The organism is Kitasatospora sp. MBT63, assembly GCF_000710465.2.
Classification (GTDB): domain Bacteria; phylum Actinomycetota; class Actinomycetes; order Streptomycetales; family Streptomycetaceae; genus Kitasatospora.
The window spans coordinates 5,492-25,056 of sequence record NZ_JAIZ01000786.1 but is presented as its reverse complement, the minus strand read 5'-3'; the positions used below and the strand labels follow the sequence as shown (position 1 = coordinate 25,056).

The following is a 19,565-nucleotide window of genomic DNA, read 5'->3' as shown; positions in this document are numbered from 1 at the left end:
CGGCCTTGAGCCCTCGGCCGCCGGCTACGGGACCGGGCGGGGGCCGAGGGTGGAGATGAAGTCGTCCAGTTCGGCTCGCTGTTCGGCGCTCAGGTGTCGCTTCAGGACCATCGTCGTGCGGTTGCTCTGGTGCAGGAAGAGGACGTCGGGGGTGTTCTCGATCTTGTGCTGGACACTCCAGACGGCTTCGTGCGTGGCCGTCGAGCGGAGGACGCGGACGGATTCGGAGGTGATCGTGACCTCGGTGGTCCCGGCGAAGCCCGGCATCGCCCTCCGGACGGACCAACGGGCTTTCAGCGCGATCCGGTACGTCTCGAGCAGCGCCAGGCCCAGGGCCAGGACGGTGTACCCGTACAGCCAGGGCATTTCGCCCAGGGCGGCGCCCGCTGCCGCGAGTGCGCCGCTGATGGTCAGGAAGCCGGTGCGCCACCAGACACGCCCACCACGTCCATGGGCGCGGAGCAGACCCCGGTACATATCATCATGGGTGAGCTCGTAGGACGTGGTGATGTGCACGGCGCTGCCCTTCAACGTGGTCGTCCGGGGAGCCTAGGGGCGGCCACCCGTTCGATCAAGGTCCCTCCCGTGCCACCTCACGGCCCGAACGGAGCCTCCCGCCCTGTCGCGTGACGTTGCCGTGCCGGTCTCCGGTGCGAATCAGCGCCGCTCCCGGCCTGCGAGCCACGCACCTGCGCAGCCTCTGATCATGAGCGGCAGCGCGTGTACAGCGCCAGGCGCCGACGCCGGTGTCGCCGGCCGCGGCTGATGGGGCAGGCCGTGCACAACACTGTGCTGGCCGGGTGCCGTCAGTAGTCCATGATCTCTCGCCATTCGCCCGGGAGTTCCGCTCGGAGGCGGTCGGCGGCCTCGGGCGTCAGCGCCCTGAACTCCAGCCACCCGAGCTCGACACCGTCGTCCGAGCGGTCGTCGCAGACCAGTACGTCACGGCCGGCGAACCACCGCTGCAGGCCGTCACAGGCCTCGGGCCCGTACAGCGACGGCACCGCCGTGAGGTGGCGCTCGAGGTACTCGGCGTCGCCGGGAAGGCGCTCCCTCCTCCGGCCGCCGTTGTCGCCGCACAGGGTGTTCTGCGTGATCAGCAACTCGATGCAGGCGAGCGAGAAGCGGTCGGCGTACGCGGTCCATTCGCCACCCGCCTCGTGGCTGTCCATCACGACCGGCGGGTCGGTCTCGTGGACGCGGTCCAGCGGGATCGCGAAGCCGTAGGAGAAGAGCTTCTCCGTCTGCCAGACGAGCACGCCGTCCTCCATCTCGAGGTCCTCGGGCGGGTACGGGTAACGGAGGGCGTGGAAGAGGTCCCAGCGCCGCCCGAACCGGGCGTACCACTCGCGCATCGCCCCTGGCAGCGCGAAGCCCAGCCGGTGCTCGGCGGCAGCCAGTTCGGCCTCGGGCACTCCGTCCTCGGGGCGCACCGGCGCCCCGAGGTGCGCGGCGAAGCGTTCGACGAACGTGAAGGCGGCGGACGGGCCGGTGAGGGCCGATGGCAGGTCCACCCGGAGGTCGAGGATTTCGGACATCCGAGAACGATATCCCGAGGGAGGACACGACCACCGGTCCGTCCGGTCCGCCCGGTTCTCCCCCGCGCGACGAGCCGGGCGGGGCCGCCGGGCCGCCGGGCTGCGGGGCCGCGGGGCCGCGGGGCCGCGGGGCCGCGGGGCCGCGGAGGTTCGCCCGGGCGACAGAACCCCCTTGACGAATGGTCAAGAAGTGTTGACCATTGGGGCATGCCCACAGACGATCTTCCCGAGACGTTCCACGTCACCACCGATGAGCAGCTACGCGCCGTCTCCAACCTCACCCGCCACCGGATCATGGCCGTGCTCCGCTTCGAGCCCGCGACGATCACGCAGATCGCCGAGCGGGTGGGCCTCGCCAAGGGGAGTTCCAGTTACCACGTACGGCTGTTGGAGCGGGCCGGCCTGGTGAAGGTGGTACGGACGCGGAAGGTCCGGGGCGTCACCGAGCGGTACTACGCCATGGCCGCGCGGTCGATCGAACTGCCGGATCCGGGCGAAGGAGGGCCGGATGTGCTGATGCGCCATGCGGTGGCGGACCTGGAGGCGTCGCCGGCGGACAGCGAGCGGCACGTGCGGATGGCGCATCTGCGGCTCACCGAGGAGCAGTTCGCGCAGCTGGGGGCGCGGCTGGCGACGCTGGCGGACGAGTACCGGGAGCTGTCCGATCCGTCGCTGCCGGACGCGTCACTCGTCTTCGCCCTGTTCCACCCGGCAACGCAGGCGCAGGCCGAAGGGGACTCCAAGTGACCACAGAAGCTCCGAAGTTGCCGACCGGCTTCGGACGGCTGTGGACCGCGCAGACGGTCTCCTCGCTCGGCGACGGGGTGACGCATGCCGCGCTGCCGCTGCTCGCCTTGACGTTGACGCGCGACCCGATGGCGCTCGCCGTCGTCACGGCCGCCGGAACGCTGCCGTGGCTGCTCTTCGGGGTGCTCGGCGGCGCACTGGTGGACCGCTGGGACCGCCGGCGCACGATGTGGGTCACGGACGCGGCACGCGCGGCGCTGCTCGCGGTACCGGCGGCAGCGGCCGCGCTCGATGCGCTGAGCGTTCCGCTGCTCGCGGCCCTCGCCTTCCTCCTCGGCCTCGGCGGGCTCTTCTTCGACACGGCCGCCACGGCCTACCTGCCGGACCTGCTCGGCCGCGACCCCGTACTCCTCGAACGCGCCAACTCCCGCCTGCGCGGCAGCCAGACCGCCGCGTCCGGCTTCGCGGGCCCGCCCGCGGGCAGTGCCCTGCTCGCGCTGGGGCGGGCGGTTCCGCTGCTCGCCGACGCGCTCTCGTTCGCGCTCTCCGCCCTGCTCGTACGGTCGCTGGCTGCCGCGCCCCGGCCCGTGCCGCAGACCCGTGAGTCGCTGCTGCGGCAGGCGCGGGCCGGCGCCTCGTACGTGATGCGGGATCAGCTGCTGCTCGGGCTCGCGCTGCGCCCGGCGGTCGGGAATGTAGCTTTCCTCGCCGTGGAGACCGTACTCGCCCTCTTCGCGCACGACCGTCTCGGCATCGGCACCTTCGGCTTCGGCCTGCTCCTGACGGCGGAGGCCACCGGCGGTCTGCTCGGTACGGGCATCGCCTCCTTCCTCGGCCGACGGCTCGGCACCGGCACCGCACTGACCTGCACAGCAGCGGTCGAAGGGCTAGCCGTCCTCGGCCTGGCCGCCGCCCCGAACCCGTACGTCGCCGGCCTCGCACTCGCGGTCTGCGGGGCGGGCATGGGCGCCACGATGGTGCTCGGGCCCTCCCTCCGGCAGGCGATCGTTCCCGCCCACCTGATGGGCCGGGTCGCGTCCACCTCCCGCATGCTCGCCATGTGCGCCGCCCCGTTCGGCTCCTTCCTCGGCGGCTGGCTGGCCAGCACCTACGACGTCCGCACCCCGCTCTTCGCCGCGGCCGGCCTCCTCCTCACCATGACCGCCGTCACGGCGACCATGACCACCAACCGCAGGATCGAGGCAGCGCTGCAGACTGCCGCCCCGGCCGATGCCTCGGATCGCCGGGAGTCCTCGGAACTTGTTCACGCGGGTGCCGTTTAGGGCGCATCCCTCGCCTGTGCGGGCCGCTTCGGGCGCCGGATCGGCCGGCGGGCGGCGGACCTCGTCGGACCTCATCGGACAGACCGTGGTCGGTGGGCGCGGTTAGGGTGCCGGTCATGTCTGCTGATTTCCGAAGCGATGGTCAGGTCCGTGAAGATGCCGCGGGGCGTGGGCGGTTGACCGATCCGGGGTGGCTGGTGGAGGGCGACCCGGAGCAGGTCCTGGCGGCGCTGGACGCTGCGGTCGGGCCGGAGGAGGTTGCGGCTGCTGCCGTGTACCGGGCGTCGGGGCATGTGCACCGTGACGCCGGTGCGCAGGTACGGCGGCAGCTGCTGGCGCTGGACGCCGCACGGTACGGCAGCCCGGGGCTGGCGAGGAGCCTCGCGGAGGTGCCGCTCCCCCAGGAGGCCGCTGATGGCTGGACGGTGGAGTGGGCGACCGGTACCGGCCTGGACGCACGGCTGCGGTTCGCGCTGCCCGCGCCGGCCGAGGTGACTGCGGTGGCGACCGTGGTCGTGGAGGGCCGCGGGTTCGCCGTCGCCGGCTGCGAGGACGGCACGCTGCACTGGTGGGACCCGGCCACGGGCCGGAAGCTCGGCCGGACCACCACCGGTCACACCGGCGCCGTGCGTGATCTGGTGACGGCGATGGCGGACGGGGGTCCCGTGGCCGTCACCTGCGGCTCCGACGGGACGGTCCTGGCCTGGGACCTCGCCGAGGGACGACTGCTCGGGGAGTACCGCGCCGGCGACGGCGTCCGGATCATCTCCCTGGCCACCGCACCGGTCGAGGGCCGACCGGTCCTGGTCGCCGGCTGCACCGACCGCCTGCTCCGGGTGTGGGACCTGGCCGCCCCCGGCCCGACCACGGAGCTCCTGACCATCAGTACCGGCCATGTGCATGCGCTCGCGACGGCGGTGGTGGACGGCCGTCCGGTCGCCGTCACCGGCCATCCCGAAGGCGCCGTCCGGAGGTGGGACCTGATCACGGGACGGGAGCTGCGCGCCGGGGGCGACGACAAGGATTCCCACCCCATCGCCGATCCGGCGTCCGGTCTCCCGACGGCCGCCGACGGCAGCGGCGCGGACGGCGATGGCGGCGGTGACGGCGGCGGTGACGGCGGGATGCGCCGGTGCGGCACCATGGAGGTCGAAGCCATGACGCACGTCCTGGCCACCGACCCGGCGTTCGAGTGCCCGTTGGTGATCAGCGCCAACTCCTACGCCACGTACGTCTGGGACCTGGCCACGGGCGATCAGGTGGGTGGGCCGGGTGGCGGGTTCGCGCAGGCGGCGACCCTCACGGTGCTCCGCGGGCGCCCCACCGCGATCGTCGGGTTCGGCCTCGGCGGGCCGGTCGCCGTGTGGGACCTGTCCACCCGCGAGCGCTCCCACCGGCCGCTGACCGGTCATCAAGGGACCGTGCGGGGAGCGGCGACGGCCGTGGTACAGGGGCGCCATCTCGCCGTCACCGGCGGCGACGACCGATCGGTCCGCATCTGGGACCTCGGCCAGGAGGAGCCGGACAGCCGTCCGGCCGGTGCTGCGGCGCCCGTGCAGCGGGCCACCACGGGAGTCGTCGACGGTCGTTCGGTCATTGTCGCCGGCGGGTCGGACACCGAGGTACGGATCTTGGACATCCACGGCGGGGGTCAGCTGGGTGAGCCGCTGACCGGCCACACCGCCGCCGTGTCGATGCTGACGGTGGGTACGGTCGAGGGACGGCCCGCGCTCCTCACCCGCGACCGGCACGTGAAGGCGCAGGTCCGGGATCTGGCCACCCGGGAAGAGCTGCACGGGCTGACGACGAGCGAGTACACCAGCCCGTCCATCCGGTTCTTCGCGGCACCGGAGGGCCGCTTCGTCGCCGTGACCTCGGAAGGACGCGTGTGGGACCTGGCCGCGCACGCCTGGATGGGGGTACGGCCGCAGCAGCGCGGCGCCCTGGCCCTGGAGACGCTCGAAGGCCGCAACCTCCTCCTGACCGGCGACCGGACGGAGACGGTCCAGCTCTGGGACCTGGCCACGGGTGAACGCTTCGGGCCGCCCCTGACGGGCCACACCGCCGAGGTGTCGGCCGGCGCGGCGGGGACGCTGGACGGTCGCACCGTCGTCGCCGCCGGGAGCGTCGACGGAACCGTCCGCGTGTGGCACGCCGCCACGGGGCAGCAGCTCGGAACGTACGCCTTCCCCGCCCCGATCGGCGGACTGGCGGTGGCACCGGACGGGCAGCTGGTGGTCTGCTTCGGCTCGGACATCGCCGTCCTGACCCACCGTTGACCAGGGCGCGGACGACCCCGGGCCCGGGCGGCCCGGTCCACCCCTCGGACCTGACACCACCGCCCCACCACGCCCCGCCCGCAGGAGCCGGCCGCGCCCGGGCTCCGGGGCCGACAGGCGGGCGAGGTCCGCGGCCGGCCCGGGCCGGGGGGCGTCAGTGGTCAGTACAGGGCGTCGCCCATGGGGGATTCGTCACCCGTGACGTACGCGCGGATCGCGGCCAGGTACTCCTTGCGGCCGATGCGTCCGTCGCCGTCGCCGTCCAGGGCGTCGAACGCGGCGTCGGCGTTGTCGGCCGGGTTGCCGAGGGCCTGGCGCAGCACGGTGAACTGTCTCCGGTCGAGGGCGCCGGTCCGGTCGGTGTCGGCGAGGTCGAACAGGGCGCCCAGGGCGTAGCGGCAGACGGTGTCGAACTTCTCGGCGTCGACCCAGGCGGCGTACTCCTCGTAGGTGATGACGCCGTCGTTGTTGGCGTCCATGGCGGCCCATGCCCGTTCGCCGGTGGCGTGTGCGGCGATGACCAGGGGGTCGTCGTCGGTGCGGCCGGTGGCCCGTTGGGCGCGTTCGATCCGCACGAAGTAGTCGTGCCGGGATGCGACGCCGTCCTTGTCGGTGTCGAGCATCGCGTAGATGCGGGCCTTGGGGGCGATGGGCCGGGCCGGGGGTGTCGGGGGTGCGGCCTGAGGGAGCGGCATCGCGGGCTCTTCCTTCCTGTGCCGGGTGTGTGGGCGGGCCGGCCGGTTCAGTGGGTCAGGCGGACGACGAGGGTCGAGTCGACGGTCTTCTCCCCGGCCGGGGTTCCGCAGCCGGTGCCGGAGCTGGTGCCGACGGCGTTCAGGGTGTCTCCCGCGAAGCGGGCGCTGTCGTCGGTGACGGTCCCGGTGACGGTCAGTGAGGCGGTGCCGTTCACCTTCACGACGTCGGTCCGCTCGAACCGGAAGGTGGAGGTGGTGCCGTCGGACCAGTGGACGGTCGTGGTGGAGGTGTCCCCGTGCTCGTCGCCGGTGCACTCCGTGGCCGGCATGGTGACCGTCCGCTCGAACGTTCCGGTGGCCGCCGGTGCGCCGGCACCGTCCACGCACTCCACCGTGCCGGCCATGACCAGGGTGTCGGCCAGCGCGATGTTGGCACCACCCGGATCGACCGGGCTGGCGAAGGTGCCGTGGGCGGACATCACACACGTGGCGTCGGTGGTGGGTGCGGTGCCGTCGGCGTGGGCCTGGAAGGCTCCGGTCAGCAGCGGCGCCGCGGCGAGCAGGGGCGCGGCGGCGAGCAGAGCACCGCGGACAGTGATCTTCATCGGTTGTTCTCCCGTTGCCTTCGTTCGAGCTCCGGAGACGGGCGCCCGTGGTCGCGGCCTCGTCCGTGGCGGTGGCGCTCCGGCCACCACGACCATGATCGACGACAGCGCCGTCCGTACCGGGACGACCCGCCAGGGAACTGGCCAGGAAGGTCCCGTCCGCCGCTGTCGGACAGGGCACCTGGGGCGGGCAGTGATCAAGGGCCGGCGCGGACCGCAGGCGGTCGACGTCCGCGCCGTGCAGCCCCCGCCCGGGCACCCGCGCGAGGAGTGCGGGCACCGTGCGGGTCCGGCGCCCCGTCGGCGCGGCGACCGTTCCTGCGGGCCTTGGCCGGTCTACATCTTGGACGGGACGACGACCGACTCATCTGGAGTGCAGACATGGGCCTCATCCACCTCGAGCTGTTCACCACCCTCGACCTGGTCGGGCAGGCGCCCGGCGGACCGGACGAGGACCCGGTGGGGTTCCCGTTCGGAGGCTGGCAGGCGCCGCTGCTGGACGAGGTCGCCGGGGCGCAGATCCTGGCCGCGTACGAGGGCACGGACGCGCTCCTGCTGGGGCGGCGGACGTACGACATCTTCGCCGCCTACTGGCCGCACCAGAAGGAGGGCGAGATCGCCGAACTCTTCAACCGCGTGCCGAAGTACGTGGCCTCCCGGGGAACGCCGGACCTCCCGTGGGCCGGTTCCGTGCTGCTCGGGCCGGATCTGCCGGTCGCGGTCCGTGAGGTCCGCGACCGGCACGAGAACGTGAAGGTCGTCGGAAGCCTGGACCTGGTGCAGACGCTCCTGCGCGAGAAGCTCTTCGACCGCCTCGACCTGTGGGTGCACCCGATCGTGCTGGGCGTCGGGAAGAAGCTGTTCGACGGCGGTGCGGTGCCCACCAACCTCACGCTCGTCGAGCCGCCAGTGGCCGGCCCCCAGGGCGCCGTGTACCTGCGCTACGGGCTCGCCGACGGCACGCCGCGGACGGGCGACATGAGCGCACCCGACCGCGGCCTCGGGTCCGACGGCTGACACCGCCACCGCGGCCGCCTGGCGGCCTGCCGGCGGGGACCTGCACGGCGGCGCCGTACAGGTCCCCGCCGGCCCGGACATCACAGCCCGGTGGCCAGCCAGACGGTCACGGCCGCGGTGGTGATGAGCCCGAGGTTGAGTGCGATCCGGCGGTCACCGCCGGTCAGGTGGACGGCGATGGCACCGGCCTGGAGGATTACCAGGCCGCCGGCCGCGGCCGGGGCCAGGGCGGGCGCGATGCCCGTCAGCGGCGGCAGGACCAGGCCGGCCGCGCCGAGTATCTCGACCGTTCCCAGTGCCCTGAGGGCGGGCAGGGGTACGCGGTCGACCCAGGCCATCATCGGTCGGAGCTGGTCGCGACTGCGGCTCACCTTCAGCGTGCCCGCGTAGAGGTAGAAGAGCGCGAGCAGTCCCGCGACGATCCAGTAGGCGGTGTTCATGGTTCCCGTTCGGAGTTGCTGTTCGCGGTTCAGGCGAGGTCGGTGGCAGGCTCGGTCGCGTAGCGGCTCATGGCGTCGGCGTTGGCCTGCGGCGTCAAGGGCCGGCCGTCGGCGAGCACGTCCTGGAGATCGCGGAAGTACTGCACGTACAGGTCGGGGGTGAAGGTGCTGAGCATGACGGCGGGTCGGTCGGTCCGGTTGGCGAAGGTGTGCGGGGTGCCGGGCGGAACCATCACGAGCGTGCCCGTGGTGGCGTCGTGGTGCTCGTCCCCGACGGTGAACCGCACGGTGCCCGAGAGGATGTAGAAACCCTCGTCGTGCTGGGCGTGGCGGTGCTGCGGCGGTCCCTGGGTGTGCGGGGCGAGGACGGACTCGGCGATCGCGAGGCGGTGCCCGGTGTGGCTGCCGTCCTCCAGGACGCGCATGTGCGTGGTGCCCAGCACGATCGTCTCGCCGTCGCCGGGTCCCACCACGGATACGGTGGGGCGGGCCTGCGGCGCGTCGGCCGCTGTCTCTTCGGTCAGGTCGGTCATGGTCACCAGTGCATCGCCGGGGGTGGTCCGGTGTCCAAGACCCATCCCACGGAGCCGATACCCGGAGGGTATCTTTGCAGCGTGGAGCTACGAACCCTGCGCTACTTCGTGGCCGTCGCCGAGGAACTCCACTTCGGCCGGGCGGCCACCCGACTGCACATGAGCCAGCCGCCGCTGAGCCGGGCGATCCAGCAGTTGGAGGCCGAGGTCGGGGCCCTGCTGTTCGCCCGCTCGCCCACCGGCGTCACACTCACCGCGGTGGGCTCGGTGCTGCTCGACGAAGCGCGGTCCCTGCTCGACCACGCCGACCGCGTCCGGGTCCGCGTGGGCGCGGCGGCCGGCGCCTCGACCCTCACCGTCGGCATCCTGGGCGACGGCACCGACCCGGGGGTGTCCAGGCTGGCCGCCGCCTACCGCCGGACCCACCCCGGCGTGGACATCCGCATCCGCGACACCGATCTGACCGACCCGACCTGCGGACTGCGCGCCGGACTGGTCGACGTCGCCCTGACCCGGGCGCCGTTCGACGAGACCGCCCTGACGGTGCGTGCGCTGCGGGACGATCCGGTCGGCGTGGTCCTGCGCGCCGACGATCCGCTGGCCCGCCGCGACCGGCTGCGGCTCGCCGAGCTGGGCGACCGCCGCTGGTTCCAGTTCCCGCAGGGCACCGACCCGCTCTGGCAGTCCTACTGGAACGGGGGCACGCCGCGCGAGGGCCCGGTGGTGCGCGGTGTGCAGGAGTGCCTGCACGCCGTGCTGTGGAACGGCACGGTCGGCCTGGCCCCGCTCGGGCACGACCTGCCCGCGGAGCTGACGGTGGTACCGCTCGCCGACATGGCGCCGAGCCGCGTGGTGGCGGTGTGGAACGAAGGTGACACCAATCCGCTGATCCGCTCCTTCATCGGGATCGCGACGGCCGCCTACCGTCACTGAGCGCCGGCACCCGCTGGCACCCGGTGCCGCCGCCTCGGAGCGCGACGACGGCGGCCATGTCCGCCGCGCCACGGGCCCGGGTGTTGCGGTGGCCGCGTCCCTTGGCGCTGGAGCCGCCGGTCGCCTGCCTGCTCGCTCGCCGGGGAGGAATGGCCGCGTCCCTCGGCTCCCGTCACTTGGCCGCGACCTGCTCCTGGTTCGTGACCAGGAGCCGGACCTTGGTCAGCATGAGGTGCAGGAACTGCTCGGGGTGGCGGAAGTAGGCGAAGTGGCTCGCGTCCTCGATCAGGGCGAACTCCTTGGCCGGGGCCCGTACGTCGTCGAAGAACCGCTTGGCGCGGGCAGCGGGGGTTCGGATCCTGGGCAAACCGGTGCCGGGCAAGAAATGCCCGAGGGGCCAGCAGGGGTGTGTTCTATGCTGCTGCCCGGCCTGGATCCGAGGAGTCATGATGGCGCAGGAGTACGGCTGGCTGGTCTGCGATCAGGGGCCCATCTCCGTGGTTGTGACCGACCCCGGCCCCTGCCCCATCGAGGCCCTGAAAGTCGTCAGCCGGAGAACCGGGCTGAGCCTGTGGCACAGCAAGTCCCTCATCGGACGGCTGCCGGCCACCATCCTCGATGACGTCACACAGGAGGTGGCGGAAGCCGTGGTGCGCGAACTCCACGAAGCGGGAGCCCACGCCGAGGTACGGGAGGAGAAGCGCCACGGACCACCTTCCACGGAATCGCGGTCAGCGCCTTGACAGCGGACAGTTGACTCAGTGGGTACGACGACGCGTTGAGAACGACCGTGCCGGCGCCGAGCAGTACCGCTCCGGCGCTGAGGGCCGTGATCAGCGGGGTGTCGGCGGCGGAGCCGGTGCCGGGTGGCCGGCCGGTGACCGGGAGCGTGACCCGGTCCGATGTTGCCCGGACGGGCGAAGCGGAGGCGCCCGGATCGGCTCCCGGCACCGGACGGGTCGAACTCCCGCCCGGGACCGACCTTGAAGCCCCGCTGGTAGACAGTGCCGTACCCGCCATCGCCATCCACGCCCGGCGAGTAGCCGACCGTGGAGAGGTAGGCGCTGGCGGCGGGCTCCCGCTCTCGCCCCGGTACGGAACATCGCGCAGCCCGCGCACCGCCTCTCCCCCGTCCCCGCCGACGGCGTCCCCTTGCCGGCGGTCAGTGGGCGGGGAGCGGCGCCTCGAGGGAGGCGGCGAAGGCTGCGGCGTCCGTCTCGTCGCCGAAGTGGTGGATCACGTGTTGGCGGACGTGGTCCTGCTGTGCCCGGGTGAAGGCCGCGCAGGCGTCGTGGACGACGTGGGCGGTGTAGCCGCGGTCGTGGGCCTCGCGCAGGGTGGATTCGACGCACACGTGCGTGGCGAAGCCCGCCAGGTAGAGGTCGGTGACGCCGAGTCGGCGCAGGATCAGGTCGAGGTCGGAGGAGCCGGCGAAGGCGCTGGCGCCGGCGCGGCCGCGCACGACCGGCTCGCCGGGGGCGGGCCGGAAATCCTCGGCGAACGCGACGCCCGTACTGCCCTCGATCCAGGTGCCGGCCTTGGGGATCGCCGCGCGCAGGCCGAGTACGGCCGGGGTCCAGCTCTCCAGCTCGGGTGCGCCCGGGGTGAGGACGAGCGGCACGTGCACGACGGGAACGCCGTGCTCCCGGGCGGCGGCCAGCGCGACGGCCGCGCCGCGCACGGCGGTGTCCAGCAGGTCGCGGTCCTCGACGAGGTGGTGGAGGCGGCCGTGCGAGGGGTCGAGCCACTCGCGCTGGAACTCGATCAGGACGAGGGCGGCGTTCGGGCGTGCGGGCATGGCCGTCATGGTCGGTCTCCTGGTGCGAATGTTTCCAACTGACGAGTTGGATATTAGCGCGAGCGCACCCACATCTCCAACCCTTGAGTTGGAGATGTGGGCCCCGCAGGCCGGTCAGAGCGCGAGCCTGCGCACCATGTCCACCACGGCGGCGCGCCTCGCGGCCGGATCCGCATCCACCGCCCCGCCGATGATCATGCGGGCCAGTTGCGGCGCCGCGAACTGCCAGCCGGCGAGCGCGATCACGGCGTACAGCAGGTCCGCGGGCGGGAGTTGCACCTCACCCCTCGCGGCGTCACCGGCACCCCCGGAGCCGCGGCGGGCCCGGGAGACCGCGGCGACCTTCTCGGCGTAGTGGGCGGCCCTGCGCCCCTCCCCCGCGACCGGGGCGGAGCCGTCGCCGCACAGCGCCTCCCACTGGAGCAGGCGCAGCAGGTGCGGGTGGGCGAGGTGGTAGTCGAAGACCCGGCCCGCGTACTCCGGCAGGTCCACCGTCCCGCCGTCCGGTTCCTCCAGCGGGACGGCGGCGGCGAGTTGCTCGAGCTCGCGCTGGACCACCGCCGCGAACAGCTGCTGCTTGCCCCCGAAGTAGGGGTAGATCCGCTCCTTGTTCACTCCGGCCGCGGTCGCGATGCGGTCGATCCGCGCGCCCTCGGGCCCGTGTGCGGCGAACTCGTCCACGGCCGCATCGAGCAGCAGCCGCTTGGTCCTCTCGGTGTCCCATGCCATGCCCCCAAGCATACGAAGCCACCAACCGGCGGGTTGGAATGCCCTGCCGCCGGCTCCTCGACGACCCACATCCAAGCGGCGCTTTCGAACATCCCACTGCCCCCTTATGGCCCGATATCACTCGTTCGAGTGAGTTTGATGACCCACACGCCCACTGGTGCGCACCGGAACCAATCGGGGACGATCGAACACGCTCGCAGCCGCGCAATCCGCCCGCAACAATCTCCGTGAAGCCCGGAGCGGGCCACATCTCGCCTCCGCGGCAAGCAAGTTGACGTGTCGTCAGATCTCTTACTCACGGATAGGGACGCGCCATGACCACCGAGACCGCTCCGCAGAACCAGCGGAGCCTCAGCACCTCCGCCGCAAGGAACCTGGCCACCACCACCAAGACCGCGCCGCAGATGCTCGGCATCACCCCGCGCTACCTGCTGCGGGTGCTGCCCTGGGTCGACCTGGAGGCCGGCGTCTACCGGGTCAACCGCCGGCGGGGCTTCATCCTCGGCGACGGGCTGATCGGCACCTTCACCGACGGCGGCGGCGAGGCCCGGGTGATCGCCGAGGACCTGCGCGAGATCGTCTTCCTGCGCGACCTGGACAGCTCGATGCTGAGCGCCCTCGCCAACGGCTTCGTCCAGCGCGAGGTCGAGCCCGGTGAACTCATCGCCAGCGCCGACACCCCGCCCGGGCAGTTGCACGTCATCACCTTCGGCCGCGCCGAGAAGCGCGCCACCGGCCAGTACGGCGAGGACGCCCTGCTCTCCGTCCTCGGCGACGGCGACTACTTCGACGACGGCGCCTGGGTGCGCGGCGAGCCGACCCCGTACCAGGTCCGGGCCCTCACCCCGTGTACGGTGCTCTCCCTCGAGCACCGGATGCTCGCCGAACTGGCCGACCGGGAACCAGCGTTGCGGGCCCGCCTGGACGCGTACGCCGCCGACGGACAGGGCCCGGCCGACCGCGAGCACCCGATCGACCTGACCTCGGGCCACAGCGGCGAACCCGAGCTGCCGCAGACCTTCGTGGACTACGAGGAGTCCCCGCGCGAGTACGAGCTGAGCATCGCGCAGACCGTGCTGAAGGTGCACACCCGGGTCTCCGACATCTACAACTCCTCGATCGACCAGGTCCAGGCACAGCTGCGGCTGACCACCGAGGCGCTGCGCGAGCGTCAGGAGTGGGAGATGCTCAACCACCCCGAGTACGGGCTGCTCAACAACGTCGTGCCGACCCAGCGGGTGCACACCCGCAAGGGCTCGCCGACCCCGGACGACATGGACGAGCTGCTCACCCGGGTCTGGAAGCAGCCCGCGTTCTTCCTGGCCCACCCCCGGGCGATCGCCGCGTTCGGGCGCGAGTGCACCCGGCGCGGGGTGCCGCCGCAGATCGTGGAGCTCTTCGGCAGCCCGTTCCTGACCTGGCGCGGCGTGCCGCTGCTGCCCTCCGACAAGCTGGACCTCAGGGGTTCCAGCAACTCCGCGCCCGGCACCACCAACATCCTGCTGATGCGGGTCGGCGAGGCGGAGCAGGGCGTGGTGGGCCTGCGGCCGTCGAGCGTCCCGGACGAGGTCGAGCCGGGCCTGTCGGTCCGGCCGATGGGCGTCGACCGCCGGGCCATCACCTCGTACCTGGTGACCAGCTACTTCTCGACCGCCGCGCTGGTGGACGACGCCGTCGCGGTGCTCCAGAACGTCGAGTTGTCGAACTACTATGACTACTCCTGACGGCAGCGGCGCCGGCACCGCGACCGCCCAACCGCCCTGGGGCTCCCCGCAGTCGGGCACGCTTCCGATGCCGCAGACGCTCCCGGTGCCGCAGGCGCCGCCGCTGCCGGCCGCGCTCGCCCACCTGGCGGGCGGCTCCCGGTACTGGCTGCCCGAGCAGCCGGACCGGGAGACCGCCACACCGCCATCGGCAGCCGCACCTTCCGGCGGCACGCCGCCGACCGCCCCGACGCCCCCGGCGGCGCCGCCCGCCGCACCGCCGGGCGGATTCGACGTCGAGGCCGTCCGGCGGGACTTCCCGCAGCTGCACCGGGAGGTGAACGGCCGCCCGCTGGTCTGGCTCGACAACGGCGCCACCACGCTCAAGCCCCGCCAGGTGGTCGAAGCCGTCGGCGAGCACTACGCGATGGGCACCTCCAACGTCCACCGCGGCGCGCACACCCTGGCCAAGCAGGCCACCCAGGTCTACGAGGAGGGCCGGCAGGCCGCGGCCGACCTGCTCGGCACCCCGGACCAGGGCGAGATCGTCTTCGTCCGGGGCACCACCGAGGCCGTCAACCTGGTGGCGCAGAGCTGGGGCCGGGCCAACCTGGGGGTCGGCGACGAGATCCTGGTCTCGGCGGCCGAACACCACTCCAACCTGGTGCCCTGGCAGCTGATCGCCGCCGAGCGGCGGGCGCGGATCCGCCCGATCCCGCTGCTCCCCGACGGGCAGTTGGACCAGGACGCCTACCGGGACCTGCTCGGCTCCCGCACCAGGATGGTCGCGCTCACGCACGCCTCCAACGTGCTGGGCACCGTCCCGCCGGTGGCCGAGATGACCGCGCTCGCCCACCGGTACGGCGCGAAGGTCCTGGTGGACGGCGCGCAGGCGGTAAGCCACTTCCCGGTCGACGTCACCGCGCTGGACGCCGACTTCTACGCCTTCTCGGGGCACAAGATCTTCGCCCCGACCGGTATCGGCGTGCTGTTCGGCAAGCGCGAGCTGCTGGAGGCCATGCCCCCGTGGCAGGGCGGCGGGAACATGATCGACTCGGTCGGGTTCGAGGAGACCACGTACGCCCCGGTCCCGCACCGGCTGGAGGCCGGCACCGGCCACATCGCCGGCGTGGCCGGGCTGCGGGCCGCCCTGCAGTACCTCGCGGCGCTGGACCGCGAGGCCGCCACCGCCTACGAGGAACAGCTCACCGCGTACGCGATGGCGGTGCTGGCCACCGTCCCCGGCCTGCGCCTGATCGGCAACGCCCCGGGGAAGATCGGCGTGCTGACCTTCCTGCTCGCCGGGGCGGACCCGATGGCCCTCGCCGGCGCCCTCGACCAGCAGGGCATCGCCGTACGTGCCGGTCACCACTGCGCACAGCCGGCGCTGGCCGCCTTCGGGCTGCAGGCGGCGGTACGGGCCTCGCTGGCCCTGTACAACACCGTCGAAGACGTGAACTCCCTGGTGGCGGCCCTCCAGGACGTCCAGGCCAGGTCGGCGGCGGCCGCCGGATAGCCCGGGCGGTCGATCACGGCGGACCCCGGTCCCGGAACCGCACGGCGCAGCGCGCGCCGGGCGGCTCCGGGACCGGGCGCGCTGCGGCGCCGGTCCCCGGCTCCGACCGCGGCGGACAGCCGGTTCGGCCCGGGTGCGTGGCGCGCCCACAGCTGCGACCAGGTGCCATATGCCATATTGCGGACATGTTCCCGACGAAAGGCACGTCATGAAGGTCGCAGTCATCGGCGGTACCGGGCTGATCGGGTCACAGGTCGTCAGGGATCTGAACGCCGCCGGGCACGAGGCGGTGCCGCACTCGCAGTCCACCGGGGTCGACGTCATCAGCGGCCAGGGGCTGGACGGGGCGGTCGCGGGGGCCGACGTCGTCGTCAACCTGACGAATTCCCCGACCTTCGACGAGGCGTCCCTCGCCTTCTTCCAGACCTCGATGGACTCGCTTCTGGCCGCGGCCCGGAAGGGTGGTGTCGGCCACTTCGTCATCCTGTCGATCGTCGGCGCGGACCAGGTGCCGGAGCTGGACTACTACCGCGCGAAGGTCCTCCAGGAGAACATCCTCGCGGCCGGGCCGATCCCCTACTCGATCGTGCGGGCGACGCAGTTCATGGAGTTCATGGCGGCCGTACTGTCCTGGACCGCCGACGCGGACACCGTCCGGCTGCCCGCCACGCCGATCCAGCCGATCGCCGCCGGGGACGTGGCCGCCGCGGTGGCGGAGGTCGCCGTGGGCAGCCCGCTCGGCGGTATCCGCAACATCGCCGGCCCCGAGATCCTCCCCCTGGACGAGCTGGGCCGGATCACCCTGTCCCGCAAGGGCGACCACCGTACCGTCGTCACCGACCCCACCGCCGGTATGTTCGCCGTCGTCAAGGGCGATGTCCTCACCGACAGGGACGCCCGGCTCGCCCCCACCCACTACGCGGACTGGCTCTCCTGACCTGCCCACCCCCGCGCACCCGGGAGAGCCGGTTCCCCGGCCCGGCGGGCCGGGTCGTCCGTCGGACGGCCGGCGGCACCTCGGATGCGAGGGGGCAGGACCTCGATGATCTCGGCGATGCCGGTGGCGGTCCGGGCCTCGTGCATGGTGATCACATCACCGGGCTCCAGATGCCGCCACCGCCCGGGCCGTAGGGGAGCCAGGCGGACGTCTGCTGTTGCTCCCGGGCCGAACCGCGGCGCGAACTCCACCCAGAGCCGGGCGATGTCCAGGTCCTGCTGCCCGGCTGCGGTGCGGTGACCGATGTCCCACAGCGGCCTGAGCCGGCCGTCCCCTTCGAAAGGCCCCTGACGTCCGCCCTCGTCCGCCCCCAGCAGGGTCAGGGTCGCCCGGATCGTGCCGTGCTCGACCTCCCAGGCCCGCCATTCGCACCACCGCCGGTTGCTCTCCAGCATCATCTGCCGAGCGGCTTCGGCGAGCTTCTCCCAGAAGGCGACGGGCACCGGCCGGACATCCGCGATCTCGATGAGCACATCGAGTGCCATCTCCCACTCCTGGAGCCGGATGTCCCCCGGACGTCTGCGACCGTCTGGCCGTTCTCCGCCACGGCCTCCTCGGCCAGGAGGTCGACGGCCTGCCGGATCAGTGTGAATGCGTCATCCATGCCGTGGATTGTCGCCCGACCGCGGGCCCTTGTCACAGCCGACAGGCACGGCGCAGCGGCCAGCGACCCGCCCGCGCACCCCGGGGGCCCTCCCTGTCGGGCCGTCAACTGGGCCGACCCGGCGGCAGCCGAAGCGGATCGGCGCCGCTCGGGCTCGTCCGCGACGCCTCGGCGCAGGCTGGGCGCGGCCGCTGGCGCACGGCATTTCCGCCGATTGCGACGGCACGTCACCGACCCGTGTGACTTAGCACACATTTTACCTGCACATTGTCCAGATTTGGCAGACATGGTCGCGCTTGCTCCACCCGGAACGCGCCGTCCCCACCCCCTTGACCTCACGCTTTTGTTGACACCCCCTTCGATGGTTCACGAAGATCTGCTTCGCATTAGAAGATCTTAAGAATTCGGGGATGAGAAGGCGTGGCAAGAACAGAGTGGAGACGGGCGACGCGGGCGTGGATAGCCGCGACCGTGGCTGCCGGAGCACTGGTGGGCTCCGGTCTGCTTCCGGTCGGCGCGTATGCCGCTGACGGAGCTTCGGCCGATCCGGCGAAGGCGGGCGTGGGCGTGACCTCGACCGACGCGGCCGAGGTCGCGGCGGTGGCGGAGGCCAAGCGGTCGGGGAAGCCGGTGGAGGTGGCTTCGAAGCGGACCGAGACCAGCGACGTGGTCGCCCAGCCGGACGGCAAGCTGGTGGCGACCACGTACGTGCAGCCGCACCGGGTCCGCAAGGCCGGCGGCTGGGTGGACATCGACCCGGCGCTGGCCGTACGCGCGGACGGTTCGGTGGCGCCGAAGGCGGCCACCGCCGACGTGGTGTTCTCCGGCGGCGGGGGCTCGCAGCCGTTGGTGCGGATGACCTCGCAGGGCAAGGAGTTGAAGCTCAACTGGCCCCACGCGCTGCCGAAGCCGGTGGTGGAAGGCAGCACCGCGGAGTACCGCTCGATCCTGCCGGACGTGGACCTGAAGCTGACCGCGACCCGGACCGGCTTCAGCCAGATCCTCGTGGTGCACACCGCGGCGGCGGCGAAGAACCCGGAGCTCGACCAGCTGCGCCTGGGCCTCAAGGGCGACGGCCTGACGGTCAAGCAGGCCACCGACGGTTCACTGACAGCGGTGGACCGCAACGGTGGCGGGACCGTCTTCGAGGCGCCCACGCCGGTGATGTGGGACTCCTCCGGCCCGGCAGCCGCCGCCCAGGCGGCACCGGCGGCGAAGGCCAGGAGCCTCGCCGCGCCGGCCCAGGAGTCCGCCGCGCTGCCCGCACCGGACCTGCTGCCCGGTGAGGGTGCGAAGGTCGCCCGGATCAAGGTCGACCTGCCGGCCGCCCAGGACAAGCTGGTCCTCACCCCGGACCAGGCGATGCTGGACGACCCCGCGACGGTCTTCCCCGTCATGATCGACCCGGCCTGGAACACGCCGAACGCCGCCGACTGGACAGGCGTGTCGCGCTACTACGCGTCCCAGTCCTACTGGCACTTCACCTACAACAGCACCTACGTCCACGACTGGGGCGTCGGCTACTGCGGCGACTCGAGCCGCTGTGCGCCGTCGGACGTGAAGCGGGCGTTCTTCCAGATCCCGACGTCGACGTTCATCGGGAAGCAGATCCTGAGCGCGGAGTTCGGCACCTACGAGAGCCACTCCTGGTCGTGCTCGCCGAGCAACATCGAGCTGTGGAACACCGGCTGGGTGTCCTCGGGCACGAACTGGAACGCGCAGAACGCCTCGGGCTTCTGGAGCCGCAAGCTGCAGACCATGAGTGCGGCCAAGGGCTGGAGCGGTAGCTGCCCGGGCGGCTGGCTGGAGTTCGGCGGTACCTCGGGCGGCGTCAAGGACCTGGTCCAGGACGCCGCGAACTGGGGCTGGTCCTGGACCACCTTCGGGCTCAAGGCCGAGAACGAGGGCGACTCCAACAGCTGGAAGCGCCTGACCGACGACGCCTTCCTGCGGGTGCACTACAACCTGGCGCCCCGTCAGACCCCGATGAGCGGTCTGACGATGTCCCCCGGCAGCTGCCTGTCGACCGGCGTGACGATCAACAAGTGGCCCCAGATCACGGCGCGCGCCGACGACCCGGACGGCGAGGCCATCGGCGTCCAGTTCGCGGTCGGCTGGGACGACGGCACCGGCTTCGCCCGCCGGTGG

Annotated in this window: 19 protein-coding genes and 1 pseudogene; 10 read left to right on the top strand and 10 right to left on the bottom strand. The window is 72.4% G+C overall.

Annotation, left to right across the window (positions count from 1 at the left end; all coding sequences use genetic code 11):
• Window positions 1–24 precede the first annotated feature (24 nt).
• A complete protein-coding gene (locus AA75_RS40855) occupies window positions 25–516 on the bottom strand; it encodes a hypothetical protein (protein ID WP_149038674.1) in 492 nt (163 codons plus the stop codon).
• A 290-nt stretch (window positions 517–806) separates the two neighbouring features.
• The gene (locus AA75_RS40850) at window positions 807–1,538 is read right to left on the bottom strand and encodes an SMI1/KNR4 family protein (protein ID WP_033825560.1); all 732 of its coding nucleotides are present in this window, start codon (window positions 1,536–1,538) and stop codon (window positions 807–809) included.
• Window positions 1,539–1,745: 207 nt separating this feature from the next.
• Between AA75_RS40850 and AA75_RS40845 the strand changes: the two genes are divergently transcribed.
• The 3 genes from AA75_RS40845 to AA75_RS40835 all read left to right on the top strand — a co-directional run bounded on the left by AA75_RS40845 (window position 1,746) and on the right by AA75_RS40835 (window position 5,847).
• Window positions 1,746–2,285, top strand: coding sequence for a transcriptional regulator (locus tag AA75_RS40845; RefSeq protein WP_033825559.1), 540 nt, complete (start codon window positions 1,746–1,748; stop codon window positions 2,283–2,285).
• The gene (locus AA75_RS40840) at window positions 2,282–3,568 is read left to right on the top strand and encodes an MFS transporter (protein WP_033825558.1); all 1,287 of its coding nucleotides are present in this window, start codon (window positions 2,282–2,284) and stop codon (window positions 3,566–3,568) included. Before AA75_RS40845 ends, AA75_RS40840 begins: the two co-directional genes overlap by 4 nt.
• 176 nt (window positions 3,569–3,744) lie before the next feature.
• The gene (locus tag AA75_RS40835) at window positions 3,745–5,847 is read left to right on the top strand and encodes a WD40 repeat domain-containing protein (protein ID WP_051814267.1); all 2,103 of its coding nucleotides are present in this window, start codon (window positions 3,745–3,747) and stop codon (window positions 5,845–5,847) included.
• A gap of 161 nt (window positions 5,848–6,008) precedes the next feature.
• On the opposite strand, the gene AA75_RS40830 is transcribed toward AA75_RS40835, so the two are convergent.
• Together AA75_RS40830 and AA75_RS40825 are read right to left on the bottom strand one after the other, a co-directional pair.
• Complete coding sequence (locus AA75_RS40830) at window positions 6,009–6,542, bottom strand: EF-hand domain-containing protein (protein WP_233289422.1); 534 nt, start codon at window positions 6,540–6,542, stop codon at window positions 6,009–6,011.
• 47 nt (window positions 6,543–6,589) lie between these two features.
• Window positions 6,590–7,147, bottom strand: coding sequence for a hypothetical protein (locus AA75_RS40825; protein WP_033825555.1), 558 nt, complete (start codon window positions 7,145–7,147; stop codon window positions 6,590–6,592).
• A 381-nt stretch (window positions 7,148–7,528) separates the two neighbouring features.
• On the opposite strand from AA75_RS40825, the gene AA75_RS40820 reads away from it, so the two are divergent.
• Window positions 7,529–8,164, top strand: a complete 636-nt coding sequence (locus AA75_RS40820) for a dihydrofolate reductase family protein (protein ID WP_033825554.1) — start codon at window positions 7,529–7,531, stop codon at window positions 8,162–8,164.
• Window positions 8,165–8,244: 80 nt separating this feature from the next.
• On the opposite strand, the gene AA75_RS40815 is transcribed toward AA75_RS40820, so the two are convergent.
• Window positions 8,245–8,604, bottom strand: a complete 360-nt coding sequence (locus AA75_RS40815) for a DoxX family protein (protein WP_033825553.1) — start codon at window positions 8,602–8,604, stop codon at window positions 8,245–8,247.
• Window positions 8,605–8,633: 29 nt separating this feature from the next.
• A complete protein-coding gene (locus AA75_RS40810; RefSeq protein ID WP_033825581.1) occupies window positions 8,634–9,137 on the bottom strand; it encodes a cupin domain-containing protein in 504 nt (167 codons plus the stop codon).
• A gap of 81 nt (window positions 9,138–9,218) precedes the next feature.
• Between AA75_RS40810 and AA75_RS40805 the strand changes: the two genes are divergently transcribed.
• Window positions 9,219–10,070 (top strand): LysR family transcriptional regulator, encoded by an 852-nt coding sequence (locus AA75_RS40805; protein ID WP_233289421.1) that lies wholly within the window; start codon window positions 9,219–9,221, stop codon window positions 10,068–10,070.
• 172 nt (window positions 10,071–10,242) lie between these two features.
• On the opposite strand, the gene AA75_RS40800 is transcribed toward AA75_RS40805, so the two are convergent.
• On the bottom strand, window positions 10,243–10,437 hold the full coding sequence (locus tag AA75_RS40800; RefSeq protein ID WP_033825552.1) for a hypothetical protein: 195 nt from the start codon (window positions 10,435–10,437) through the stop codon (window positions 10,243–10,245).
• Window positions 10,438–10,516: 79 nt separating this feature from the next.
• Between AA75_RS40800 and AA75_RS40795 the strand changes: the two genes are divergently transcribed.
• Window positions 10,517–10,813: a ribosomal protein L7/L12 gene (locus tag AA75_RS40795; protein ID WP_233289420.1), complete on the top strand. Its 297-nt coding sequence runs from the start codon at window positions 10,517–10,519 to the stop codon at window positions 10,811–10,813.
• Window positions 10,814–11,232: 419 nt separating this feature from the next.
• Here AA75_RS40795 and AA75_RS40790 read toward each other — a convergent pair whose 3' ends face one another.
• Window positions 11,233–11,868: a cysteine hydrolase family protein gene (locus AA75_RS40790; RefSeq protein WP_149038673.1), complete on the bottom strand. Its 636-nt coding sequence runs from the start codon at window positions 11,866–11,868 to the stop codon at window positions 11,233–11,235.
• 114 nt (window positions 11,869–11,982) lie between these two features.
• Window positions 11,983–12,597, bottom strand: coding sequence for a TetR/AcrR family transcriptional regulator (locus tag AA75_RS40785; protein WP_033825551.1), 615 nt, complete (start codon window positions 12,595–12,597; stop codon window positions 11,983–11,985).
• Between the two features lie 314 nt (window positions 12,598–12,911).
• Here AA75_RS40785 and AA75_RS40780 point away from each other — a divergent pair, with 314 nt between their 5' ends.
• The 3 genes from AA75_RS40780 (at window position 12,912) to AA75_RS40770 (ending at window position 16,753) form a co-directional block, all read left to right on the top strand.
• Window positions 12,912–14,321 carry a family 2B encapsulin nanocompartment shell protein gene (locus AA75_RS40780; RefSeq protein WP_033825550.1) on the top strand — a complete coding sequence of 470 codons (1,410 nt, stop codon included), beginning with the start codon at window positions 12,912–12,914 and terminating at the stop codon, window positions 14,319–14,321.
• Window positions 14,308–15,816, top strand: coding sequence for a SufS family cysteine desulfurase (locus tag AA75_RS40775; RefSeq protein WP_082527206.1), 1,509 nt, complete (start codon window positions 14,308–14,310; stop codon window positions 15,814–15,816). The genes AA75_RS40780 and AA75_RS40775 overlap by 14 nt, the downstream gene beginning before the upstream one ends.
• 208 nt (window positions 15,817–16,024) lie before the next feature.
• Window positions 16,025–16,753 (top strand): SDR family oxidoreductase, encoded by a 729-nt coding sequence (locus tag AA75_RS40770; RefSeq protein ID WP_033825549.1) that lies wholly within the window; start codon window positions 16,025–16,027, stop codon window positions 16,751–16,753.
• Here AA75_RS40770 and AA75_RS40765 read toward each other — a convergent pair.
• Window positions 16,732–17,298, bottom strand: coding sequence for a hypothetical protein (locus AA75_RS40765; protein WP_368666636.1), 567 nt, complete (start codon window positions 17,296–17,298; stop codon window positions 16,732–16,734). The genes AA75_RS40770 and AA75_RS40765 overlap by 22 nt on opposite strands.
• A gap of 686 nt (window positions 17,299–17,984) precedes the next feature.
• Here AA75_RS40765 and AA75_RS48725 point away from each other — a divergent pair.
• A pseudogene (locus tag AA75_RS48725) lies at window positions 17,985–19,565 on the top strand (LamG domain-containing protein); the annotation flags it as partial.

Coding starts and splice junctions, on each gene's coding strand:
- AA75_RS40850 (WP_033825560.1), bottom strand. CDS start 1,538: ATGTCCGAAATCCTCGACCTCCGGGTGGACCTGCCATCGGCCCTCACC.
- AA75_RS40845 (WP_033825559.1), top strand. CDS start 1,746: ATGCCCACAGACGATCTTCCCGAGACGTTCCACGTCACCACCGATGAG.
- AA75_RS40830 (WP_233289422.1), bottom strand. CDS start 6,542: ATGCCGCTCCCTCAGGCCGCACCCCCGACACCCCCGGCCCGGCCCATC.
- AA75_RS40825 (WP_033825555.1), bottom strand. CDS start 7,147: ATGAAGATCACTGTCCGCGGTGCTCTGCTCGCCGCCGCGCCCCTGCTC.
- AA75_RS40820 (WP_033825554.1), top strand. CDS start 7,529: ATGGGCCTCATCCACCTCGAGCTGTTCACCACCCTCGACCTGGTCGGG.
- AA75_RS40815 (WP_033825553.1), bottom strand. CDS start 8,604: ATGAACACCGCCTACTGGATCGTCGCGGGACTGCTCGCGCTCTTCTAC.
- AA75_RS40810 (WP_033825581.1), bottom strand. CDS start 9,137: ATGACCGACCTGACCGAAGAGACAGCGGCCGACGCGCCGCAGGCCCGC.
- AA75_RS40795 (WP_233289420.1), top strand. CDS start 10,517: ATGATGGCGCAGGAGTACGGCTGGCTGGTCTGCGATCAGGGGCCCATC.
- AA75_RS40790 (WP_149038673.1), bottom strand. CDS start 11,868: ATGCCCGCACGCCCGAACGCCGCCCTCGTCCTGATCGAGTTCCAGCGC.
- AA75_RS40785 (WP_033825551.1), bottom strand. CDS start 12,597: ATGGCATGGGACACCGAGAGGACCAAGCGGCTGCTGCTCGATGCGGCC.
- AA75_RS40780 (WP_033825550.1), top strand. CDS start 12,912: ATGACCACCGAGACCGCTCCGCAGAACCAGCGGAGCCTCAGCACCTCC.
- AA75_RS40775 (WP_082527206.1), top strand. CDS start 14,308: ATGACTACTCCTGACGGCAGCGGCGCCGGCACCGCGACCGCCCAACCG.
- AA75_RS40770 (WP_033825549.1), top strand. CDS start 16,025: ATGAAGGTCGCAGTCATCGGCGGTACCGGGCTGATCGGGTCACAGGTC.
- AA75_RS40765 (WP_368666636.1), bottom strand. CDS start 17,298: ATGGCACTCGATGTGCTCATCGAGATCGCGGATGTCCGGCCGGTGCCC.